Source organism: Rhizobium sp. C104 (genome assembly GCF_022354505.1).
In the GTDB taxonomy this organism is placed as follows: domain Bacteria; phylum Pseudomonadota; class Alphaproteobacteria; order Rhizobiales; family Rhizobiaceae; genus Rhizobium; species Rhizobium redzepovicii.
On the sequence record NZ_CP092348.1, the window covers coordinates 3,908,869 to 3,927,093 of the forward strand.

The 18,225-nt window shown below is 61.6% G+C and carries 16 protein-coding genes and 4 pseudogenes; 9 read left to right on the plus strand and 11 right to left on the minus strand.

The window, feature by feature from the left end; all coding sequences use genetic code 11:
- Positions 1 to 13: 13 nt before the first annotated feature.
- The 5 genes from MF410_RS20380 to ccmA all read right to left on the minus strand — a co-directional run bounded on the left by MF410_RS20380 (position 14) and on the right by ccmA (position 3,129).
- Complete coding sequence (locus tag MF410_RS20380) at positions 14 to 622, minus strand: DsbE family thiol:disulfide interchange protein (RefSeq protein WP_097624957.1); 609 nt, start codon at positions 620 to 622, stop codon at positions 14 to 16.
- The gene (ccmD, locus tag MF410_RS20385) at positions 619 to 786 is read right to left on the minus strand and encodes a heme exporter protein CcmD (RefSeq protein WP_097624956.1); all 168 of its coding nucleotides are present in this window, start codon (positions 784 to 786) and stop codon (positions 619 to 621) included. The genes MF410_RS20380 and ccmD overlap by 4 nt, the downstream gene beginning before the upstream one ends.
- A 3-nt stretch (positions 787 to 789) precedes the next feature.
- Entirely contained in the window at positions 790 to 1,551 is a 762-nt protein-coding gene (locus tag MF410_RS20390) for a heme ABC transporter permease (RefSeq protein ID WP_097624955.1), read from the minus strand.
- A 48-nt stretch (positions 1,552 to 1,599) separates the two neighbouring features.
- Positions 1,600 to 2,259 (minus strand): heme exporter protein CcmB, encoded by a 660-nt coding sequence (gene ccmB, locus MF410_RS20395; protein ID WP_097624954.1) that lies wholly within the window; start codon positions 2,257 to 2,259, stop codon positions 1,600 to 1,602.
- Between the two features lie 234 nt (positions 2,260 to 2,493).
- Complete coding sequence (gene ccmA / locus MF410_RS20400) at positions 2,494 to 3,129, minus strand: heme ABC exporter ATP-binding protein CcmA (RefSeq protein ID WP_097624953.1); 636 nt, start codon at positions 3,127 to 3,129, stop codon at positions 2,494 to 2,496.
- A 262-nt stretch (positions 3,130 to 3,391) separates the two neighbouring features.
- On the opposite strand from ccmA, the pseudogene acnA reads away from it, so the two are divergent.
- From acnA to MF410_RS20415, 3 genes and pseudogenes are all read left to right on the plus strand, one after another.
- Positions 3,392 to 6,081 (plus strand): annotated as a pseudogene (gene acnA / locus MF410_RS20405) (aconitate hydratase AcnA).
- A gap of 233 nt (positions 6,082 to 6,314) precedes the next feature.
- On the plus strand, positions 6,315 to 7,055 hold the full coding sequence (locus tag MF410_RS20410; protein ID WP_097624951.1) for a thioredoxin family protein: 741 nt from the start codon (positions 6,315 to 6,317) through the stop codon (positions 7,053 to 7,055).
- A 348-nt stretch (positions 7,056 to 7,403) separates the two neighbouring features.
- A complete protein-coding gene (locus MF410_RS20415; protein WP_097624950.1) occupies positions 7,404 to 7,805 on the plus strand; it encodes a DUF2794 domain-containing protein in 402 nt (133 codons plus the stop codon).
- A gap of 58 nt (positions 7,806 to 7,863) precedes the next feature.
- On the opposite strand, the gene MF410_RS20420 is transcribed toward MF410_RS20415, so the two are convergent.
- From MF410_RS20420 to MF410_RS20435, 4 genes are all read right to left on the minus strand, one after another.
- Positions 7,864 to 8,421, minus strand: a complete 558-nt coding sequence (locus MF410_RS20420) for a GNAT family N-acetyltransferase (protein ID WP_097625142.1) — start codon at positions 8,419 to 8,421, stop codon at positions 7,864 to 7,866.
- A gap of 107 nt (positions 8,422 to 8,528) precedes the next feature.
- Positions 8,529 to 9,257, minus strand: coding sequence for a Bax inhibitor-1/YccA family protein (locus tag MF410_RS20425; RefSeq protein WP_097624949.1), 729 nt, complete (start codon positions 9,255 to 9,257; stop codon positions 8,529 to 8,531).
- A 179-nt stretch (positions 9,258 to 9,436) separates the two neighbouring features.
- Positions 9,437 to 11,980: an ABC transporter permease gene (locus MF410_RS20430; RefSeq protein WP_239620001.1), complete on the minus strand. Its 2,544-nt coding sequence runs from the start codon at positions 11,978 to 11,980 to the stop codon at positions 9,437 to 9,439.
- The gene (locus MF410_RS20435) at positions 11,977 to 12,684 is read right to left on the minus strand and encodes an ABC transporter ATP-binding protein (RefSeq protein WP_097624947.1); all 708 of its coding nucleotides are present in this window, start codon (positions 12,682 to 12,684) and stop codon (positions 11,977 to 11,979) included. The genes MF410_RS20430 and MF410_RS20435 overlap by 4 nt, the downstream gene beginning before the upstream one ends.
- A gap of 72 nt (positions 12,685 to 12,756) precedes the next feature.
- On the opposite strand from MF410_RS20435, the gene MF410_RS20440 reads away from it, so the two are divergent.
- Together MF410_RS20440 and thpR are read left to right on the plus strand one after the other, a co-directional pair.
- Positions 12,757 to 13,401 (plus strand): arylesterase, encoded by a 645-nt coding sequence (locus MF410_RS20440; protein ID WP_097624946.1) that lies wholly within the window; start codon positions 12,757 to 12,759, stop codon positions 13,399 to 13,401.
- A 67-nt stretch (positions 13,402 to 13,468) separates the two neighbouring features.
- Positions 13,469 to 14,053 (plus strand): annotated as a pseudogene (gene thpR / locus MF410_RS20445) (RNA 2',3'-cyclic phosphodiesterase); the annotation flags it as partial.
- A gap of 42 nt (positions 14,054 to 14,095) precedes the next feature.
- Here the strand turns inward: thpR and MF410_RS20450 are convergent.
- Positions 14,096 to 14,623, minus strand: a pseudogene (locus MF410_RS20450) (low molecular weight protein-tyrosine-phosphatase); the annotation flags it as partial.
- Here MF410_RS20450 and MF410_RS20455 point away from each other — a divergent pair.
- Positions 14,505 to 14,810 (plus strand): 4a-hydroxytetrahydrobiopterin dehydratase, encoded by a 306-nt coding sequence (locus MF410_RS20455; RefSeq protein ID WP_097624944.1) that lies wholly within the window; start codon positions 14,505 to 14,507, stop codon positions 14,808 to 14,810. The pseudogene MF410_RS20450 and the gene MF410_RS20455 sit on opposite strands and share 119 nt — an antisense overlap.
- Positions 14,811 to 14,876: 66 nt before the next feature.
- A complete protein-coding gene (locus MF410_RS20460) occupies positions 14,877 to 15,269 on the plus strand; it encodes a YkvA family protein (RefSeq protein ID WP_097624943.1) in 393 nt (130 codons plus the stop codon).
- Here MF410_RS20460 and MF410_RS20465 read toward each other — a convergent pair.
- Positions 15,266 to 15,826 carry a sigma-70 family RNA polymerase sigma factor gene (locus MF410_RS20465; protein ID WP_097624942.1) on the minus strand — a complete coding sequence of 187 codons (561 nt, stop codon included), beginning with the start codon at positions 15,824 to 15,826 and terminating at the stop codon, positions 15,266 to 15,268. The genes MF410_RS20460 and MF410_RS20465 overlap by 4 nt on opposite strands.
- Before the next feature lie 336 nt (positions 15,827 to 16,162).
- Between MF410_RS20465 and MF410_RS20470 the strand changes: the two genes are divergently transcribed.
- Entirely contained in the window at positions 16,163 to 16,672 is a 510-nt protein-coding gene (locus MF410_RS20470) for an invasion associated locus B family protein (protein ID WP_003589764.1), read from the plus strand.
- Between the two features lie 248 nt (positions 16,673 to 16,920).
- Positions 16,921 to 18,146 (plus strand): annotated as a pseudogene (gene rlmN / locus MF410_RS20475) (23S rRNA (adenine(2503)-C(2))-methyltransferase RlmN).
- Positions 18,147 to 18,225 lie beyond the last annotated feature (79 nt).

Here is an 18,225-nt window from a genome sequence, read left to right on the forward strand (position 1 = left end):
CTTGGGAGAGCTCTTACGAACCTGGCTTCCCCAACGCTTTTTCCATCGCCGGAAACAGCCCTTCCTTCAGGCTGATATCGTCGAAGGGGCCGACGCGTTTGTAGAGGATCGTGCCGTCCGGGGCGACCAGATAGCTTTCCGGGATGCCGTAGACGCCCCAGTCGATCGCCGCCTTGCCGTTCGGGTCGATGCCGATCGCCTGATAGGGATTGCCGAGTTCGCCGAGGAAACGCAGGGCGTTGTCGTTCTGGTCCTTGTAGTTGATGGCGACGATGTTCAGCCGGCCGTCTTTCGCCAGTTCTTTCAACACGGGATGTTCGTCGCGGCAGGGGACGCACCAGGAGGCGAAGACGTTGACGAGGGTCAGCTTGCCCTTGATGGCCGTATCGGTCAGCGCCGGCAGATTGGCGCCCTCGAGCGGCGGCAGGTCCAGTGCCGGTGCCTTGGTGCCGATCAGGGCGGAGGGGATTTCGGCGATGTTCTTGCCGTGGAAATCCTGGTCGTAGAGCATCTTTGCGGCCGTTGCCGCAATGCCGCCGAAAACGATCAGCGGCAGAAGCGCCAGAGCATAACGGCCAAGGCCGTGCGGCTTGGTGATTCCGGTTTCGGGCGTCTCGCTCATTCGCTGTCCCTTTTGCGGGCCGAGCGGCGGCGGATGCCGGCGGCTTCAAGCGCTGCGAGTTCCCGGCGGCGCGCCCGACCGTCGGCCCAGGTCCAGAGCGTGACGGCGGCCGTCATGAATGCTGCAAAGCCGTAGGAGGCGTAAACGTAGAAGGCATGCGTCACCAGCTACTCCTCCCGGCTCGCCATGCGGGCGGCAAGACGGCGCTGGGCGGCGATGCGGCGGCGCCAGATCTCGTTGCGCATCGCCATGATATGCAGCGTGAAGAAGAGCAGGGTGAAGGCAATCGCCATGACGAAGAGCGGCCGCAGGAATTCCGGATCGATCGCCGGGCCGTCGAGGCGCATCACGCTTGCCGACTGATGCAGCGTGTTCCACCACTCGACCGAGAATTTGATGATCGGGATGTTGATGAAACCGACGAGGATGAGGACGGCGGAAACGCGCGCGGCCTTCGACGGATCGTCGATGGCGCGGCCGAGCGCAATCAGGCCGAGATACATCAGGAAGAGAACGAAAACGGAGGTCAGCCGCGCATCCCAGACCCACCAGGTACCCCACATCGGCTTGCCCCAGAGCGAGCCGGTGACGAGGGCGAGCAGGGTGAAGGTGGCGCCGAGCGGGGCTGCGGCCCTGGCGGATACGTCGGCGAGCGGATGGCGCCAGACCAGCGTGCCGATCGCCGAGACGCTCATGATCGTGTAGCACATCATCGACAGCCAGGCCGCGGGTACGTGGACATACATGATGCGCACGGTCTCGCCCTGCTGGTAATCGCCCTCTGTGGAGAAGCTGAGGTAGAGGCCGATCAGAAAACAGAGGGCGGTGATGCCGGCCAGCCACGGAATGACGCGTGCCGCCAGCGCCAGAAACCGCGTCGGGTTGGCGAGATCGCTGAATTTGCTGATGGCAAGGCTCGTTTGGCTCATGTCCGCTTCCTTACCTTGATCCGGCTTTTCCCGCAATCGAATGGCTGCTCAATCCGTCGTGTTTCGCAGCGCCAGCGCGGCGGCAGCCGGGCCGATGACGGCAAAGAACAGCGTCAGCGCGATGAGGATGAGGAAAGGCGGCAGGAACGGGGCGGGATCCTCGACCGCGGCATAGGCGGCGCTGACGCCGAAGATCAGCACCGGGATGGTCAGCGGCAACACAAGGATCGAGACCAGCAGGCCGCCGCGCGGCAGCGCCACGGCGACGGCGGCGCCGACGGCGCCGATGAAGGTGATGGCGGGCGAGCCGACAAGAAGCGTCAGCGCCGTCGCGCCGATCGCCGCCTCGTCCATGTTCATGAACAGGCCGAGCAGCGGCGAGGCGATGACCAGCGGCAGGCTGGTCGCCGTCCAGTGGGCGAAGCATTTGACGAGTACGGTGAGAACGAGCGGCGTATCCTGCATCAGCATCAGGTCGAGCGAGCCGTCGTCGCGCTCGGCCTGGAACAGCCGGTCGAGGCCGAGAAGTGCGGCCAGCAGCGCGCCGATCCAGACGATGGCGGGGCCGATGCGCGACAGCAGCTTGAGATCGGGACCGACGCCGAAGGGGATGACGGCGACGACCGTCAGAAAGAACAGCACCCCGACCAGCGCGCCGCCGCCGGCGCGGATCGAGAGTTTGAGATCGCGGAGGAAGAGGGCGATCATGCGGGGCGGCTCTGTGCGGTTGATGGGGCGGCACCCCCCTCTGCCCTGCCGGGCATCTCCCCCACAAGGGGGGAGATTGGCAAGATGCACCGGCTTCGCGAAACCTTAATCGTGCGCCGAGCGGCCGCGGCTATCTGCGGCGTTTCATTGGGGCAAGAGGGCCCCCCTGGCCGATCTCCCCCTTGTGGGGGAGATGCCCGGCAGGGCAGAGGGGGGTAGCGACACGGCAAACCATCATCCCCATACCCCCGCATCCACACGTGAAAAACCCGTCATCTTCAATTCCTGCGTATTCTTCAATCCCAGCGGCTGATGTGTCGCTGCCAGCACGATGCCGCCTTCTGCCAGATGCGCTTCGATCAACCCGGCCAACAGCCGGTCGGCGCTGGCATCGAGTGCCGCCGTGGGTTCGTCGAGGATCCAGACGGGGCGGTGGGCGACGAGCAGTTTGGCGAAAGCTATCCGGCGCTGCTGGCCGGCGGAGAGGTAACCGAAGGGAAGATGGGTTATCCCCGACAGGCCGACGGCGTTAGCCGCATCCTCGACGGAGGAGCCGGTACTTCCGAGAAAGCTGCGCCAGAAGTCGAGATTTTCTGCAACCGTAAGTTCATTCTTCATTGCGTTCCGATGGCCGAGGTAGTGGCTGGCCTCGCCCGGATGCCTGTCTTCCCGGCCCTCTCCGTCGCGGAAGATGACAGTGCCCTTGTCCGGCCTCAGGAGGCCGGCGACGACGCGCAGTAAAGTGGACTTTCCCGATCCATTTCTGCCCGTCAGGACGAGCGCCCCGCCGGCGGCCAAGTGAAAGGAAATGTTTACGAAAATCAGGTCCTCACCGCGCCTTGCAGCCAGATTTTCGGCAGTGAGATGCATGCGTCGGCTCTTTCTTGGTTTCGGCTTCCGGAGTGGTCAAAAAATCTCCGATTTTGACCTTGCTCGGGTATGGCAAGTTTTTAGGAAATTATCTATAAGACCGGCAACCACGCCAGCGGTCGGCGTGAATTTCATCCTTGCGCCGAACTTGGAGCATCCGTTCCACGTGCGGACAGCGGAAATGGCCGTACCCGCATCCTGATGTGCATTAAGTGCATAGGCGTTCGCACGACTGTGTTGGCTATCAGAAACGGGGTCTCTCGTGTCTAAATCTCTTGACAGTTTCAATTGTCGTTCCACGCTTTCCGTTGGTGGAAAGGACTATGTCTATTACAGCCTGCCCAAGGCTGAGGCAAACGGTCTGCCCGGCGTCTCGAAGCTTCCCTATTCGATGAAGGTGTTGCTGGAAAACCTGCTGCGTTTCGAAGACGGCCAGTCGGTCACCAAGGAGCACATCCTGGCCGTTGCCGAATGGCTGAACAATAAGGGTGCAGTCGAAAACGAGATCGCCTATCGCCCGGCGCGCGTGCTGATGCAGGACTTTACCGGCGTTCCGGCCGTTGTCGATCTTGCCGCGATGCGCGACGCGATGGTGTCCCTCGGCGGCGATCCCGAGAAGATCAACCCGCTGGTTCCCGTCGATCTCGTCATTGACCACTCGGTCATCGTCGACGAGTTCGGTACGCCGCAGGCCTTCGCCCGTAACGTCGAGCTGGAATACCAGCGCAACGGCGAGCGCTACCGCTTCCTGAAGTGGGGGCAGCAGGCCTTCAAGAATTTCCGCGTTGTTCCCCCGGCACCGGCATCTGTCACCAGGTCAATCTCGAATATCTCGGCCAGACCGTCTGGACCAAGGAAGAAGACGGCGAGACGATCGCCTATCCCGATACCTGCGTCGGCACCGACAGCCATACGACGATGATCAATGGTCTCGGCGTGCTCGGCTGGGGCGTCGGCGGTATCGAAGCTGAAGCGGCGATGCTCGGCCAGCCGGTCTCGATGCTGCTTCCTGAAGTCATCGGCTTCAAGCTGACCGGCAAGCTCAAGGAAGGCGTGACCGCGACCGACCTCGTTCTGACCGTCGTGCAGATGCTGCGCAAGAAGGGCGTCGTTTCGAAGTTCGTCGAATTTTTCGGTCCCGGCATGGACAATATGCCGCTCGCCGACCGCGCAACGATCGGCAACATGGGGCCGGAATACGGCGCTACCTGCGGCTTCTTCCCGGTCGATGGGGAAACCATCAACTACCTCACCATGTCCGGCCGCACGCATGACCGGATCGCGCTCGTCGAAGCCTATTCGAAGGCCCAGGGCATGTGGCGTGACGGCGACGGTTCGGATCTCGTCTTCACCGACACGCTGGAACTCGACCTCGGCGACGTCGTGCCGTCGATGGCCGGCCCGAAGCGTCCGGAAGGCCGCATCGCGCTCGAAAACATTGCCTCCGGTTTTGCCGGCTCAATGGAAGCCGACTACAAGAAGCCCGGCCAGCTCGACAACCGCTACGCGGTCGAAGGCACGGATTTCGATCTCGGTCATGGCGACGTGGCGATTGCCGCCATCACGTCCTGCACCAACACCTCCAACCCGTCGGTGCTGATCGCCGCCGGCCTTCTCGCCCGCAACGCCGTTGCCAAGGGATTGAAGACCAAGCCGTGGGTCAAGACCTCGCTGGCGCCGGGATCGCAGGTCGTCGGTGAATATCTCGCCAAGTCGGGCCTGCAGGCCGATCTCGATAAGCTCGGCTTCAACCTCGTCGGCTTCGGCTGCACCACCTGCATCGGCAATTCCGGCCCGCTGCCGGCGCCGATCTCGAAGACGATCAACGACAAGGGCCTGATCGTATCGGGCGTTCTCTCCGGCAACCGTAACTTCGAAGGACGCATTTCGCCCGATGTGCAGGCGAATTATCTGGCTTCGCCGCCGCTCGTCGTCGCCTATGCGCTCGCCGGCACGGTGCAGAAGGACCTGACCAAGGAGCCGATCGGCGAAGACCAGAACGGCAACCCGGTCTATCTCAAGGACATCTGGCCGACCTCGAAGGAAGTCCAGGAATTCATCCTGAAATACGTGACCCGCGAGCTTTACGAAAGCAAGTATGCCGACGTCTTCAAGGGCGACGTCAACTGGCAGGCCGTTCAGGTTCCGCCGGGCCAGACCTATGCCTGGGATGACAATTCGACCTATGTCCAGAACCCGCCTTACTTCGTCGGCATGGGCAAGAAGGGCACCGGCGTCTCCGACATCAAGGGCGCACGCGTCCTCGGCCTGTTCGGCGACAAGATCACCACCGACCACATTTCGCCGGCCGGTTCGATCAAGGCGGCGTCGCCGGCCGGCGCTTACCTCATCGACCACGAGGTCGCCGTTGCCGACTTCAACCAGTACGGCACGCGCCGCGGCAACCATGAAGTGATGATGCGCGGCACGTTTGCCAATATCCGCATCCGCAACCACATGCTCGGCCCGAACGGCAAGGAAGGTGGTTACACCATACACTATCCGTCGAAGGAGGAGACATCGATCTACGACGCCGCCATGCAGTACAAGGCCGAAGGCGTGCCGCTCGTCATCTTCGCCGGTGTCGAATACGGCAACGGCTCTTCGCGCGACTGGGCTGCCAAGGGCACCAACCTCCTCGGCGTCAAGGCTGTCGTCGCTCAATCCTTCGAGCGTATCCATCGCTCGAACCTGGTCGGCATGGGCGTCATCCCCTTCGTCTTCGAAGAGGGCACGACCTGGCAGAGCCTCGGCCTGAAGGGCGACGAGCTCGTCACCATCGAAGGCCTCGACAAGATCAAGCCGCGTGAGAAGAAGATCGCCAAGATCACCTATGGCGACGGCACCGTGAAGGAAGTTCCGCTGCTGTCGCGCGTCGATACGCTCGATGAGGTGGTCTACCTCAACAATGGCGGCATCCTGCAGACGGTTCTGCGCGACCTCGCTGCCTGATTGTTAATAGCCTCGCATGATAATGGCCGCCGGAGAGCAGTTTCCGGCGGCCTTTCTTTGTGGCGACGGGATTTGCGGGGGCTCACGATGATTTGTTTTATGCGGGTTCCGGTCGCGCTGCGTCTCACCCGTTCGTGACTTTTCGTTTGGACCCGGAAGGATTATTCGTACGTTCATATGTCAGTGCCTTCGGTTCAATCACGCCGTCGGCGCTGAAAAAGAGGTGCAGGTGAATGTCCCCCCGTTTTTTGATTCCGCTGATCGCCGGCGTTGTTCTCTCAGGCCCGCTACAGGCCGAAGACGGCACGCCGAAAGGTGTCGTCGAACTTTTCACGGCGCAGGGCTGCTCTTCCTGTCCTCCTGCTGACGCCGCTTTCCGCAAGCTGGTGAGCCAGGGCGATGTCATCGCGCTCGCCTATCATGTCGATTACTGGAATTATCTCGGCTGGGCCGATACGCTGAGCTCCAAGGAAAACACCGAGCGGCAATACGGCTATGCGAGAACAATGGGCCGCAGCAACGTCTATACGCCGCAGGCGATCGTCAACGGGCGCGGCCACCTGGCCGGCGCCGATCTCAACGGCATCAACAGCAAGATCGACACCTATAGCGGCGAAGGCAACGGGCTGACCGTTCCCATCAGCGCGGCAATGCGCGGCGACGAGCTGGAAATCAAGATCGGCGCGGGGCAGGGCAAAGCCAATGTGGTGATGGTCTATTTCGACAAGGAAAAGACGATCGAGGTCGAAAAAGGCGAGAACAGCGGAAAGAAGCTGTCCTATCTGCACAGCGTCACCAATGTCGAAACGGTCGGCATGTGGGACGGCAACGCGACCAGTCTGACGCTGCCGGCCAGCGTCCTGCAGCGGCCGCAGCTCGAGGGCTGCGCGATCCTGCTGCAATCGGCGGACGACAACGGCGATCCGGCGGCGATCCTTGGCGCGACCGTGGTAATGGCTGGCAAAAATATCTGAGATTTCATCCGCTTGCGGGTGAAGTACCGGGCGGCCCGGCTGAGCGTATTCGGGGCTGGGGTTAAGGTCGATACGCTCCGCCGGGCCCTTTGGCGCGCTGGCGCCAAACCGGGATTCATAAATCTCCTGCAAATGAGGCGCTGTTTTGACTGAAATGCGGCGCTGCCGAGAAAGCGACAGCGCTGTCACGCGCATCGGACGATGCGCCGATTCAAAGTGCTACAGCGTTCATGCGGGCTGCGCGCGGCGCTGTAGTGCGGCCGAATGTGACGGCCGGCGCTCTTGCAATTTGCGGCGGCTCGGGCACACTGTCACCCTCCTGTCACATGCAGAGGCCTTGGAGACTGAATGACAGATCAGCCGGATTTGCGACACGGCGAAAGCCGTTCCGTCGACAATAGTTCCTCAGTCGTCGTCGATCTCAGGGAATACAAGCAGAGCAAGGACCCGCTTCCGGTGACCTTTCATCGGCGCGAACTGGACGCGATCCTCTGGATCTACGGTCGTATGGTCGGTGACGGCGAATGGCGCGATTACGCCATCGATCACCTGAAGGACAAAGCGGTGTTCTCCGTCTTCAAGCGCTCCGGCGAAATGCCGCTCTTCCGCATCGAGAAAAATCCCAAGCTCGCCGCCAAACAGGGCGCCTATTCCGTGATCAACGTCCACGGCACCATCCTGAAGCGCGGTCACGAGTTGAACCAGGTGCTGAAGGTGTTCGACAAGGCGCTGAAGCTCGTCGACAAGTAGGACGCTTTTTTCTGCATGTCGTTATCCCGGAACCGCTTCACGCTTCCGGGCACATGCATCAGCCGGCAAACAGCGTGCCGGGATAGGCGGAGGGATCCGGATCGGTCGTCATGCCCTCGCCGAGGACGCGCTGCATGAGCATCGTATCCAGCCAGCGGCCGTGTTTGTAGCCGGCGCCCCGCATCAGGCCGACCTCCACGAAGCCCGTCTTGAGATGAAGCGCGATCGAGGCGGGGCTGGCGCCGCCGATGACGGCGATCATCTGACGAAAACCGAGATTGGTGCAGCGGTCGATCAGTTCGGCCATCAATGCTTTGCCGATGCCGAGGCCGCGGGCTTCGGGCGCCAGATAGATCGAATCCTCGACCATCCAGCGATAGGCCGGGCGGACGCGAAAGGCCGAGGCATAGGCATAACCGAGCATGCCGCCATCCGCACCGGCTGCGGCGATATAGGGATATTGCTGGCCGACGATCGCCGCAAAACGCTGCGCCATCTCCGCCTCGGATGGCGGGGTGATCTCGTAGCTCGACGTGCCGTTCAGAACGGATTCCCGGTAGATACCGGTGATGGCGGGAATATCGGCTTGCGACGCGTCGCGCAGGAGGAATGACATTGGCGGCTGGTCCATCAGGAAGGCAGGGCTCCTCTAAAACCATCCCGGCAAAATGAGCGCAACAAAAAAGGCGGCCGAAGCCGCCTTTTCGATCTCTGTCCGCTTGCTTATTTGCGGTTGCCCATGAACTGCAGCAGGAACATGAAGAGGTTGATGAAGTCGAGATAGAGCGTCAGCGCGCCCATGATCGCCTTGCGGCCGGCCACGGCGACGTCATCGGCTTCTAGGTACAGTTCCTTGATCCGCTGCGTGTCGTAGGCGGTGAGGCCGGCGAAGATCAGAACGCCGATCACCGAGATCGCAAACTGCATGGCCGACGAGGCCAAGAAGACGTTGACGATCGAAGCGATGATCAGGCCGAAAAGACCCATGACCAGGAACGAACCCATCGCTGACAGATCACGCTTCGTCGTGTAGCCGTAAAGCGACAGCGCGCCGAAGGAGGCGGCGGTGACGAAGAAGGTCTGAACGACGCTCTGGCCCGTGTAGACCAGGAAGATCGACGAGAGCGACAGGCCGACCAGGCCGGCATAGACCCAGAAGGTCGTCTGTGCGGCGGCCACGCTCATGCTATTGATGCGGAAGCTCAGGAAGAAGACAGCCGCGAGAGGCGCGAGGATCACGACCCAGCGCAAGGGCGACTGGAACAGCAGCACGCCGAACTGGGTGAGTTGTCCGTCCTGAACAGCGAAGTTGAATCCGAGATATGCCGCCACGCCGGTGATCGCCAGACCCAGCGCCATCAGGTTGTAAACCTTGAGCATATAAGCGCGCAGGCCTTGATCAATCATCTCGCCGGTCTGAGCGCGGCTTTGATAGTTACGAAGGTCAGCCATAGTTTCCTCTTAAAAGCTCCGATGGAGATACGGTGTCGGGTTTTCGACCCGGGCGCCGCTGCGGAGCTCCAGCATGCCTGCCGACAATATGAGGCTTTCGTTCATCGCAAACAAGAGGGTTGCAACAGCCCGGCCGGTTAAATCGCCGTAAGGTGAAGGGTTTGGCTGCCGCTGCCCGGTCAAAGCTCGCGCAGGACGGGTGCGGCCTTCTGGCCGAGGATGCGCCAGGTGCCGATCAGGCCGATGCCGACCGTCAGGACGAGGGCGGTGACGAGTGTCAGCCCCGCCACATCGGGCAGGAAGGTCGAGGGCAGGTGCATGATGCGGGCGACGATGAACCAGGCGGCAACGCTGCCGGCCATCAGCGCGAAGATCGCGGTTGCCAGCCCCAGGATCAGATATTCGTAGCTGAAGGCGCGAATGAGCATGGCGCGGGTGGCGCCGAGCGTCTTCAGCACCACCGCGTCGTGCGTGCGCGCCCGGTTTCCGGCGGCAAGGGCCCCGGCAAGGACGAGGATCGAGGCGATGAGGGCGACCGAGGCTGCGGCGCGGATTGCGGTTGCAAGCTGCGCCACCAGCTGGTTGACGATATCGATCGCGTCCTTGACGCGCACACTGGTGATCGTCGGATAGGTGTTGGTGACGGATTTCAGGATCGCCGCATCTTCTGCCGGCGTCGAGGCGGGATCGGTCAGCGTCGCCAGCCACGCATGCGGGGCGCCGCGAAAGGTATTCGGCGAGAAGACCATGACGAAATTGATCGATAGCGATTCCCATTGGACGCGGCGCAGATTGGCGATCTTCGCGGTGATGTTGCGGCCGAGCACGTTGACAGTGACCTTGTCGCCGATCTTCAGGCCGAGTTCATGGGCTTCTTCCGAGGAGAAGGAGACGAGCGGCTCGCCGCTGTAATCCTTGTCCCACCAGCTGCCTTCGGTCAGCGCGGCATTTTCCGGCAGGGTGTCGGCGTAGGTGATGCCGCGATCGCCGTTCAGCACCCAGCGGCCGGCGGCCGGGACGTTCATCTTGCTGACGTCCTCGCCGTTGAAGGCGATGATCCGGCCGCGCAGCATCGGCACTTCCATCAGCTTGCCCTTCGGCGCCTGTGCCTGGACGAGAGCACGGAAAGCATCGACCTCGGCGCTCTGGATATCGACGAAGAAGAAGTTCGGCGCGCCCTCATTCATGCGGCCGGTCAGCTGCTGGCGCAGGTTTCCGTCGATAAGGGTCAGCGTCACCAGCAATGCCAGGCCGAGGCCGAGCGAGAGCACGACCGAGGGCGTCGATGCGCCGGGGCGGTGGATGTTGCCGATCGCAAGCCGCAATGCCGGCGAGTTGACCCGCGGGCTGCGACGCGCAAGCCAGGCGATCGCTGCTGCGACCAGGCGCAGCACGACGAAGGCGAAGACGATCGCGCCGACGAAGACGACGGCAATGAAGCGGTCATAGGCGGTGAGGATGGCAAGGCCGGCAAGGGCGACCATGAACAGCGCGGCCAGCAGGATGTAGGGCCAGGAGGGAAGGCGGCGGGCCTCGAAGCCCTGCTCGCGGAAGAGCGCGGTCGCCGGCACTTCGCGGGCATGGCCGAGCGGCAGGATGGCGAAGGCGAGCGTCGTCAGGATGCCGAAGAGCGTCGCCAGCAGCAAGGCGCCGGGATAAAGCGTCGGCGCCGTCGAGACCGGCAGGAACTGCGCCAGAAACTGGGCGGCGAAGATCGGCGACAGGGCGCCGATGAGAAGGCCGATCGTGATGCCGCCAAGGGCGATGATGGCGATCTGGAAAAGATAGATCAGAACGACGACCTGCGCCGGCGCACCGAGGCATTTGAAGGTTGCGATGGTGGTGCGCTTGGAATCGAGGAAGGCGCGGACGGCATTGGCGACGCCGACGCCCCCGACGATCAGCGCGGTGAGGCCGACCAGCGTCAGGAACTGCGAGAAGCGGTTGATGTTTTCGGTGAGCGAGGGCGCGGCGCGGTCGCTGGTCCGAACGGCCCAGCCGGCAGAAGGGAATTCCTTGGCGGCGCGCGCCTGGATGCCCGACATTGCGCCCTTGTCTTCCAGCCGGATCTTATAGGCATGTTCGACCAGGCTTCCCGTCTGGATCAGCCCGGAGGCTTCGAGCGCCCGGCGGCTGACCAGCAGACGCGGCGCAAAACCGAAACCTTCCGACAGCGCATCCGGCTCGGTTTTGACGGTGCCGGTGATGCTGAGCTTGACGTTGCCAAGCAGCAATTCATCCCCGACCGCAAGCCCCAGCCGATCGAGAAGGAGGGGCGCTGCCACGGCGCCATAGGTGCCGCCCTGGCCCGAAAGCAGAGCTGCGAGCGGATAGTCCGGCTCGGCTTTGAAGCTGCCGTAGAGCGGGTAGGCGTCGTCGACCGCCTTGACCTCCACCAGCGCCTGATCGGAACCGTCAGGCTTGCGGGCCATCGAGCGCAGGCCGGTCGACACCGAAACGGTACCGAGGCCGTCGAGGAAAGCCATTTCCTCAGGCGTGGCTTCGCGGTTGTTGAGTTCGAAACGGACGTCGCCGGCCAAGAGCTCCTGTCCCTGCGAGGCGATCGTATCGATGATCGACTGTGAGACCGAATTGACGGCGGCAATCGCCCCGGTGCCGAGCGCGATGCAGGCGAGGAAGATGTAAAAGCCGCGAATGCCGCCGCGCAGCTCGCGGAGCGCCAGGCGAAAAGCGAGCGAAACGCGCGGCGTGATGATGCTCATGCGATTGCCGCCTCGCTACGGCGGGTGGCGCTGTCGCCTTCGATCCGGCCGGATCGGACGCGGATCTGGCGCGAGCAGCGGTTCGCAAGCGAGACGTCGTGGGTGACGAGAAGCAAAGTCATGCCGCGTTCGGCCTGTTTGGAAAACAGCAAGTCGGCGATCTGACGGCCGGTCTCGGTGTCGAGATTGCCTGTGGGCTCATCGGCGATCAGCAGGGCGGGCGAGGGGGCGAGCGCCCTGGCGATCGCCACGCGCTGCTGTTCGCCGCCGGAAAGCTGGCCGGGATAGTGGTTCAGCCGTTCACCGAGGCCGACCGACTTCAGCTCGCGATGGGCGATCTCGAAGGCGTTGCCGACATTGGCAAGTTCGAGCGGCACGGCGACGTTTTCCAGCGCCGTCATGTTGGCGATCAAGTGGAAGGACTGGAAGACGATGCCGATGTTGCGGCCGCGGAAATCGGCGACCTGATCCTCGCTCAGCGCGTGGATCGGCGTGTTGTTGATATTGATTTCGCCGCTGTCGAGCTTCTCCAGCCCGGCAAGCACCATCAGCAGGGTCGACTTGCCGGATCCGGACGGGCCGACGATGCCGACGGATTCGCCTGATGTGATATCGAGGTCGATGCCCTTCAGCACATGCACCGAAGCGGCCGCACTGCCAAGCGTCAGATCGGCGCCCTTCAACTCGATGATGGTTTTTGCCAACAGAAATCGCCCTATATAAATCTATAACGAAACAGCCGCATAACGGCACTTCGCCAATCTAGGGAAGCCAGAATGAGATTTAAAGTTGCCGCGCTTCAATTCACCGTCATTGCCGTCTCACTGATCTTTGCCGCCGCAGCCAATGCCCGGACGATCAACCTCGTCGGTTTTGGGGACAGTTTGATGGCGGGCTACCAATTGCCGCCCGGCGACGGCTTTCCGGAAAAGCTGCAGGCGGCCCTGAAGGCGAAGGGGCTAGACGTCACTATTGCCAATGCCGGGGTCTCCGGCGACACGACGACAGGGGGGCTTGCGCGGATCGACTGGTCGATACCCGACGGTACCGACGGCGTCATCCTCGAACTCGGCGCCAACGATGCGCTGCGCGGCATCCCGCCAGAAGAAAGCGAGAAAAATCTCGACCAGATGATAACGCGGCTGAAGGAGCGCGGCATTGCCGTGCTGCTGGTCGGCATGATGGCGCCGCCCAATATGGGGGCGGATTATGCTGCACGCTTCAATCCGATTTATCGGAAACTTTCGGAGAAACACGGAGTTAAGCTCTATGCCTTCTTTCTCGACGGCGTGGCGCTCGATGCGGGGCTTAAACTCGACGACGGCATGCATCCGAATGCGAAGGGCGTCGATGTCATGGTTCAGAAGATGGAAGCCGATGTCACAAATTTCGTCGGGACGATTTCTTCTGTGAAGAAATAGGGGCTTGCGCGGTCATTGATTGCATGATTCCGTGTAAGCACTGCAAAAGATTTGGGGAGTGCTCGTTATGCCGAGACTGTTTACCGCCCTCGAAATTCCGCGCAATGCGGCGATGAGCCTTTCATTGCTGCGCGGTGGCCTCCCCGGAGCACGATGGATCGATGTGGAAAATTACCACATCACCCTGCGCTTTATCGGTGATGTCGACGGCCGCACGGCCGATGAAATCGTAGAACGCCTCGACCGGATCGATCGGCCGGAATTCCAGTTCCGGCTCGAAGGCATTGGTTCCTTCGGCTCGAAGAAACCGCATTCGGTCTGGGCCGGCGTTTCTCAATCGCCGGAGATGTATGCCCTGCAGGGCGAGATCGAGCGGATCTGCCAGCGCATCGGGCTGCCGCCAGATCCCCGCAAATTCACTCCGCATGTGACGCTGGCACGGCTCAAATCCTCGCGGCTCGACGATGTCGTGCAATATCTGGCCGGACGCGGCAATTTCCACACGTCAACCTTCACGGCGCCGCGTTTCGTGCTGCTGTCGTCGCGCGAATCGGTCGGCGGCGGGCCCTACCTCACCGAGGAAGTGTTCCCGCTGCACGAGGCGCGCTCGGTGCCCAGCGCTTCGAGCAGGCTGCTGCAGCCGGTCAAGAGTTCTGGTATAGACCAGCTCGAAACCTGCCGGGCCGCCATAATAGGGATCGGGAATATCCTCTCCCGTTCCAAGCGCGATATCGCCGAAGAGGCCGATGGTCGCCTCAGGCGGCGCGATCGTTTCGAGCGCCGCCACATTGTCGCGGTCCATCGCCAGGATCAGATCGAAATCCCTGAAATCGCTGGAGCGGATTCGGCGGGCGCGTTGCCTCAAGATATCGATGCCGTGGCTTTTGGCGGTGGCAATCGACCGCTGGTCGGGCGGTGCGCCTTCATGCCAGCCGCCGGTGCCGGCGGAATCGACCGTGAAACGGCCGGTCAAGCCCGCCTCGGCGACCAGATGGCTGAAAATTCCTTCCGCGAGCGGAGAACGGCATATATTGCCCATGCAAACGAAGAGGATGCTGATGCGTTTCATCGGTAAACCTATCGGCAGATGAGAGGACCATGGCATGAAAATGGAAAGACTGGAACGGACCGCGGTCGAGGCGCAACTGGCCGGGCTTGCGGGCTGGGTACTCAATGAGGCGGCTTCATCAATATCGAAGACCTTCAAGTTTTCGAATTTCATCGAGGCATTCGGCTTTATGACCGAGGCGGCGATCACCGCCGAAAAACTCAACCACCATCCCGAATGGTTCAACGTCTATTCCAGGGTGGATGTCACGCTGAATACGCATGATGCCGGCGGACTGACGGAGCTGGATTTCAAGCTCGCCAAGGCGATGGACAAGGCCGCGACCCGACGCGGCGTCTAAAAGCGGGGCCGATTGAAAGAGTTCGCGCCATCACCATATGTTCGCAGGGACGAAAGGATGGAAGGGATGGACGAGGTCAAGTTCGGGGAAATTCTGTTGCCAGGCGACGAGGACACCCAGAGCCGGCGGGAGAAGACGGTCAGGCAGAAATTCTGGCCGACCTTCCGCCGCGCCGTGCGGCAGATTCCGTTCTCACGCGATGTCATTGCCGGGTTTTACTGTGCGCTCGATCCGCAGACGCCGACGAAAGTGCGCGGCGTGCTGCTCGCAGCACTCGCCTATTTCGTCATGCCCGTCGACATGATCCCGGATGTTTTCGCCGTCATCGGCTTCTCCGACGACATCGCCGTGCTCTCGGCCGCCTTCGCCATGGTGCGCGGCCATATCCGCCCAGGTCACTACGAGGCAGCCGACCGCGTTCTGGCCGACCGGACTGAGGAAACGATGAAAACTATTTAAGCGTTTTCGCGCTCCAGCACCTTGCGGAGCTTGCCGAAGGCGAGCCGGATACGCGATTTCACCGTGCCGAGCGGCAGCCCGGTCGCTTCGGCGATCTCCGAATGCGATTGACCAAGGAAGAAGGCGGCACGCAGCATGTCGCGCTGCTCCTCCGGCAATTGGCCGACGGCGGCGCGGATCCTGGCGTCGCGATCATCATTGTCGATGATTTCATCTGCGCCGATCTCGGCCGACGGCTGCAGGGCCGGATCGGTCTCGTCGAAGATGCGGGTATTGGTGCGGCGCTGTACGTCGATGCGGCGGTTCCGAGCAATGCGGAAAAGCCAGGTTGAAAGGGAAGATCGCGTGGCATCGTAGAGATCCGCCTTATGCCAAAGCACGATCATGATCTCCTGGACCAGTTCCTCGGCCTCGGCTGATGTCATCTTCTGGCGCATCAGCCAGGCTTTCAGCCGCGGTGCGAAATAGTCGAACAGGATGGAAAAGGCCTGCTGGTCGCGATCCCTGGCGACGGCCTTCGCGAGGGCAGCGAAACGCTGTCTTTGCTCGGCATCCATGTCCCCTCACGAGCCCCCTGCGGCAATAATTTCGTATCGGATTTCCAAGTCTTACTGAGGTACAACGGATTTGGGAAAGGTCAAACTCTTGCCTGAATCTTTGTGTCTTAAATTCAGCCGAACGGACGGCCAGTGCCATCGGGGCACCGTGTCGCGGCCGATACCGTCAAAGGGGCGAAAATTGGTACCCGAGCTGAAATGACACAGGCAGATACAAATCGCAGCTATTGTTGACCATTTGGTAACCTGAATTAAGTCAAAATAAAGCAGATCGTGATTATGCGGCGCCCGCTATGATCGCTTCGGGCCTTGAATCGCAAGAACCGGCAGGAATCCATGTTTGTAAAAAGTATCGTATCCGCTCTCGCACTCACCCTTGCCATGGCCGGAGTTGCGGCAGCGCAGCAGGCCGCGCCGAACCGCATCCAGCAGTTCCAGGCATGGGGCGCCTACTCCTACAAGTCGGGCGCCAGCACCGTCTGCTACGTGTTGTCGGTTCCGACGGCAAAGCAGCCGGCAAGCGTCGACCACGGCGACAACTTCTTCATCGTCTCGCAGCGTCCGGGCCAGAACATCTCCTACGAACCGCAGGCGATGATGGGTTACACGGTGAAGGAAAATTCGAAGATCAATGTCGTCATCGACAATAAGACCTTCGTGATGTTCACCAAGGACAAGGCCGGCTGGGTCGAGAATGCGGCGCAGGAGCCCGCCCTGGTCGCCGCGATGAAGACCGGTCATTCGATGACGGTGAATGCCGTCTCGCGCAAAGGCACCGGCACCTCCTACAGCTATTCGCTTTCTGGCATCTCGGCTGCGCTGAAGCAGATTGAAAGCTGCAAGTAAGCGGTCTCCAGCCGCAGAGTTTCAAGAGGCCGGCCTTGCGCCGGCCTTTGCTGTTTTCCATCTATAGTGACGCGCGGACAAAATGATGCTAAAGGGCGCGCCAACAGCGGACAGATCGCGATATCAGTCGCCGTTCCGCCATTCATTTTCTGCCAATGTGCCGTCATGCGCCTCACCTCTTCCGGTTTGCTCCTGAAGTCCGCGGGCTTGCGGGGCGGTTACGTGTTTGAATTCGGGATCTAAAGACTATGTCCGTCACGGATGCGATCGTTGTCACCAAGCCGCAGGCGCACACGTCTGCCAGCGTCGAAAAGCCGTCCCTGATCGGGCTTTCACGTGAGGAGATGGGGGCGGCGCTTCGGGAAAAGGGCGTGGCCGAGAAGCAGATCAAGATGCGCGTCGCGCAGCTGTGGAACTGGATCTATGTGCGCGGGGTTTCCGATTTCGACCATATGACGAACGTCGCCAAGGACATGCGCGAAATGCTGAAGCAGCATTTCACCATCGCGCGTCCCGAAATCGTCGAAGAGCAAGTCTCGAACGACGGCACGCGCAAATGGCTGCTGCGTTTTCCCCGCGCGGCGCCGGCCGCCCGGTTGAAATCGAAGCCGTCTATATTCCGGAAGAGGGCCGCGGCACGCTCTGCATCTCCAGCCAGGTCGGCTGCACGCTCACCTGCTCCTTCTGTCACACCGGGACGCAACGCCTGGTGCGCAACCTGACGGCGGAGGAAATTCTGTCGCAGCTGCTGCTTGCCCGCGACCGGCTTGGCGACTTCCCCGATCGCGAAGCGCCGCAAGGCACGATCATGCCTGCCGAGGGCCGCAAGGTCAGCAATATCGTGATGATGGGCATGGGCGAGCCGCTCTATAATTTTGACGCCGTCAAGCAGGCATTGCTGATCGCCACGGATGGCGACGGCCTGTCGCTCTCCAGGCGTCGCGTGACGCTTTCAACCTCCGGCGTCGTGCCGGAAATCTTCCGCACCGGCGAGGAGATCGGCGTCATGCTGGCGATCTCGCTGCATGCGGTGCGCGACGACCTGCGCGACATTCTCGTGCCGATCAACAAGAAGTATCCGCTGAAGGAGCTGATCGAGGCGTGCAAAGCCTATCCCGGCCTTTCCAATGCGCGGCGCATCACCTTCGAATATGTGATGCTGAAGGATGTCAACGACAGCCTCGAAGACGCCAAGGGGCTGATCAAGCTGCTGAAAGGCGTGCCGGCGAAGATCAATCTCATTCCGTTCAATCCCTGGCCCGGCACCAATTATCAGTGTTCCGACTGGGAGCAGATCGAGAAGTTCGCCGATTTCATCAATTCGGCCGGTTACGCCTCGCCGATCCGCACGCCGCGCGGGCGCGACATTCTTGCCGCCTGCGGCCAGCTGAAATCGGAGTCCGAACGCATGCGCAAGACCGAGCGCCTGGCCTTCGAGGCGATGATGATCGCCAATCACGGCGCCGACGACTGATCAGCAAGTTTGATCCTCGCTACAATTCTCCTGCATTGATTTAAGCATGCGCTTTTCCTAATAGTGCCGCCAAAATCAA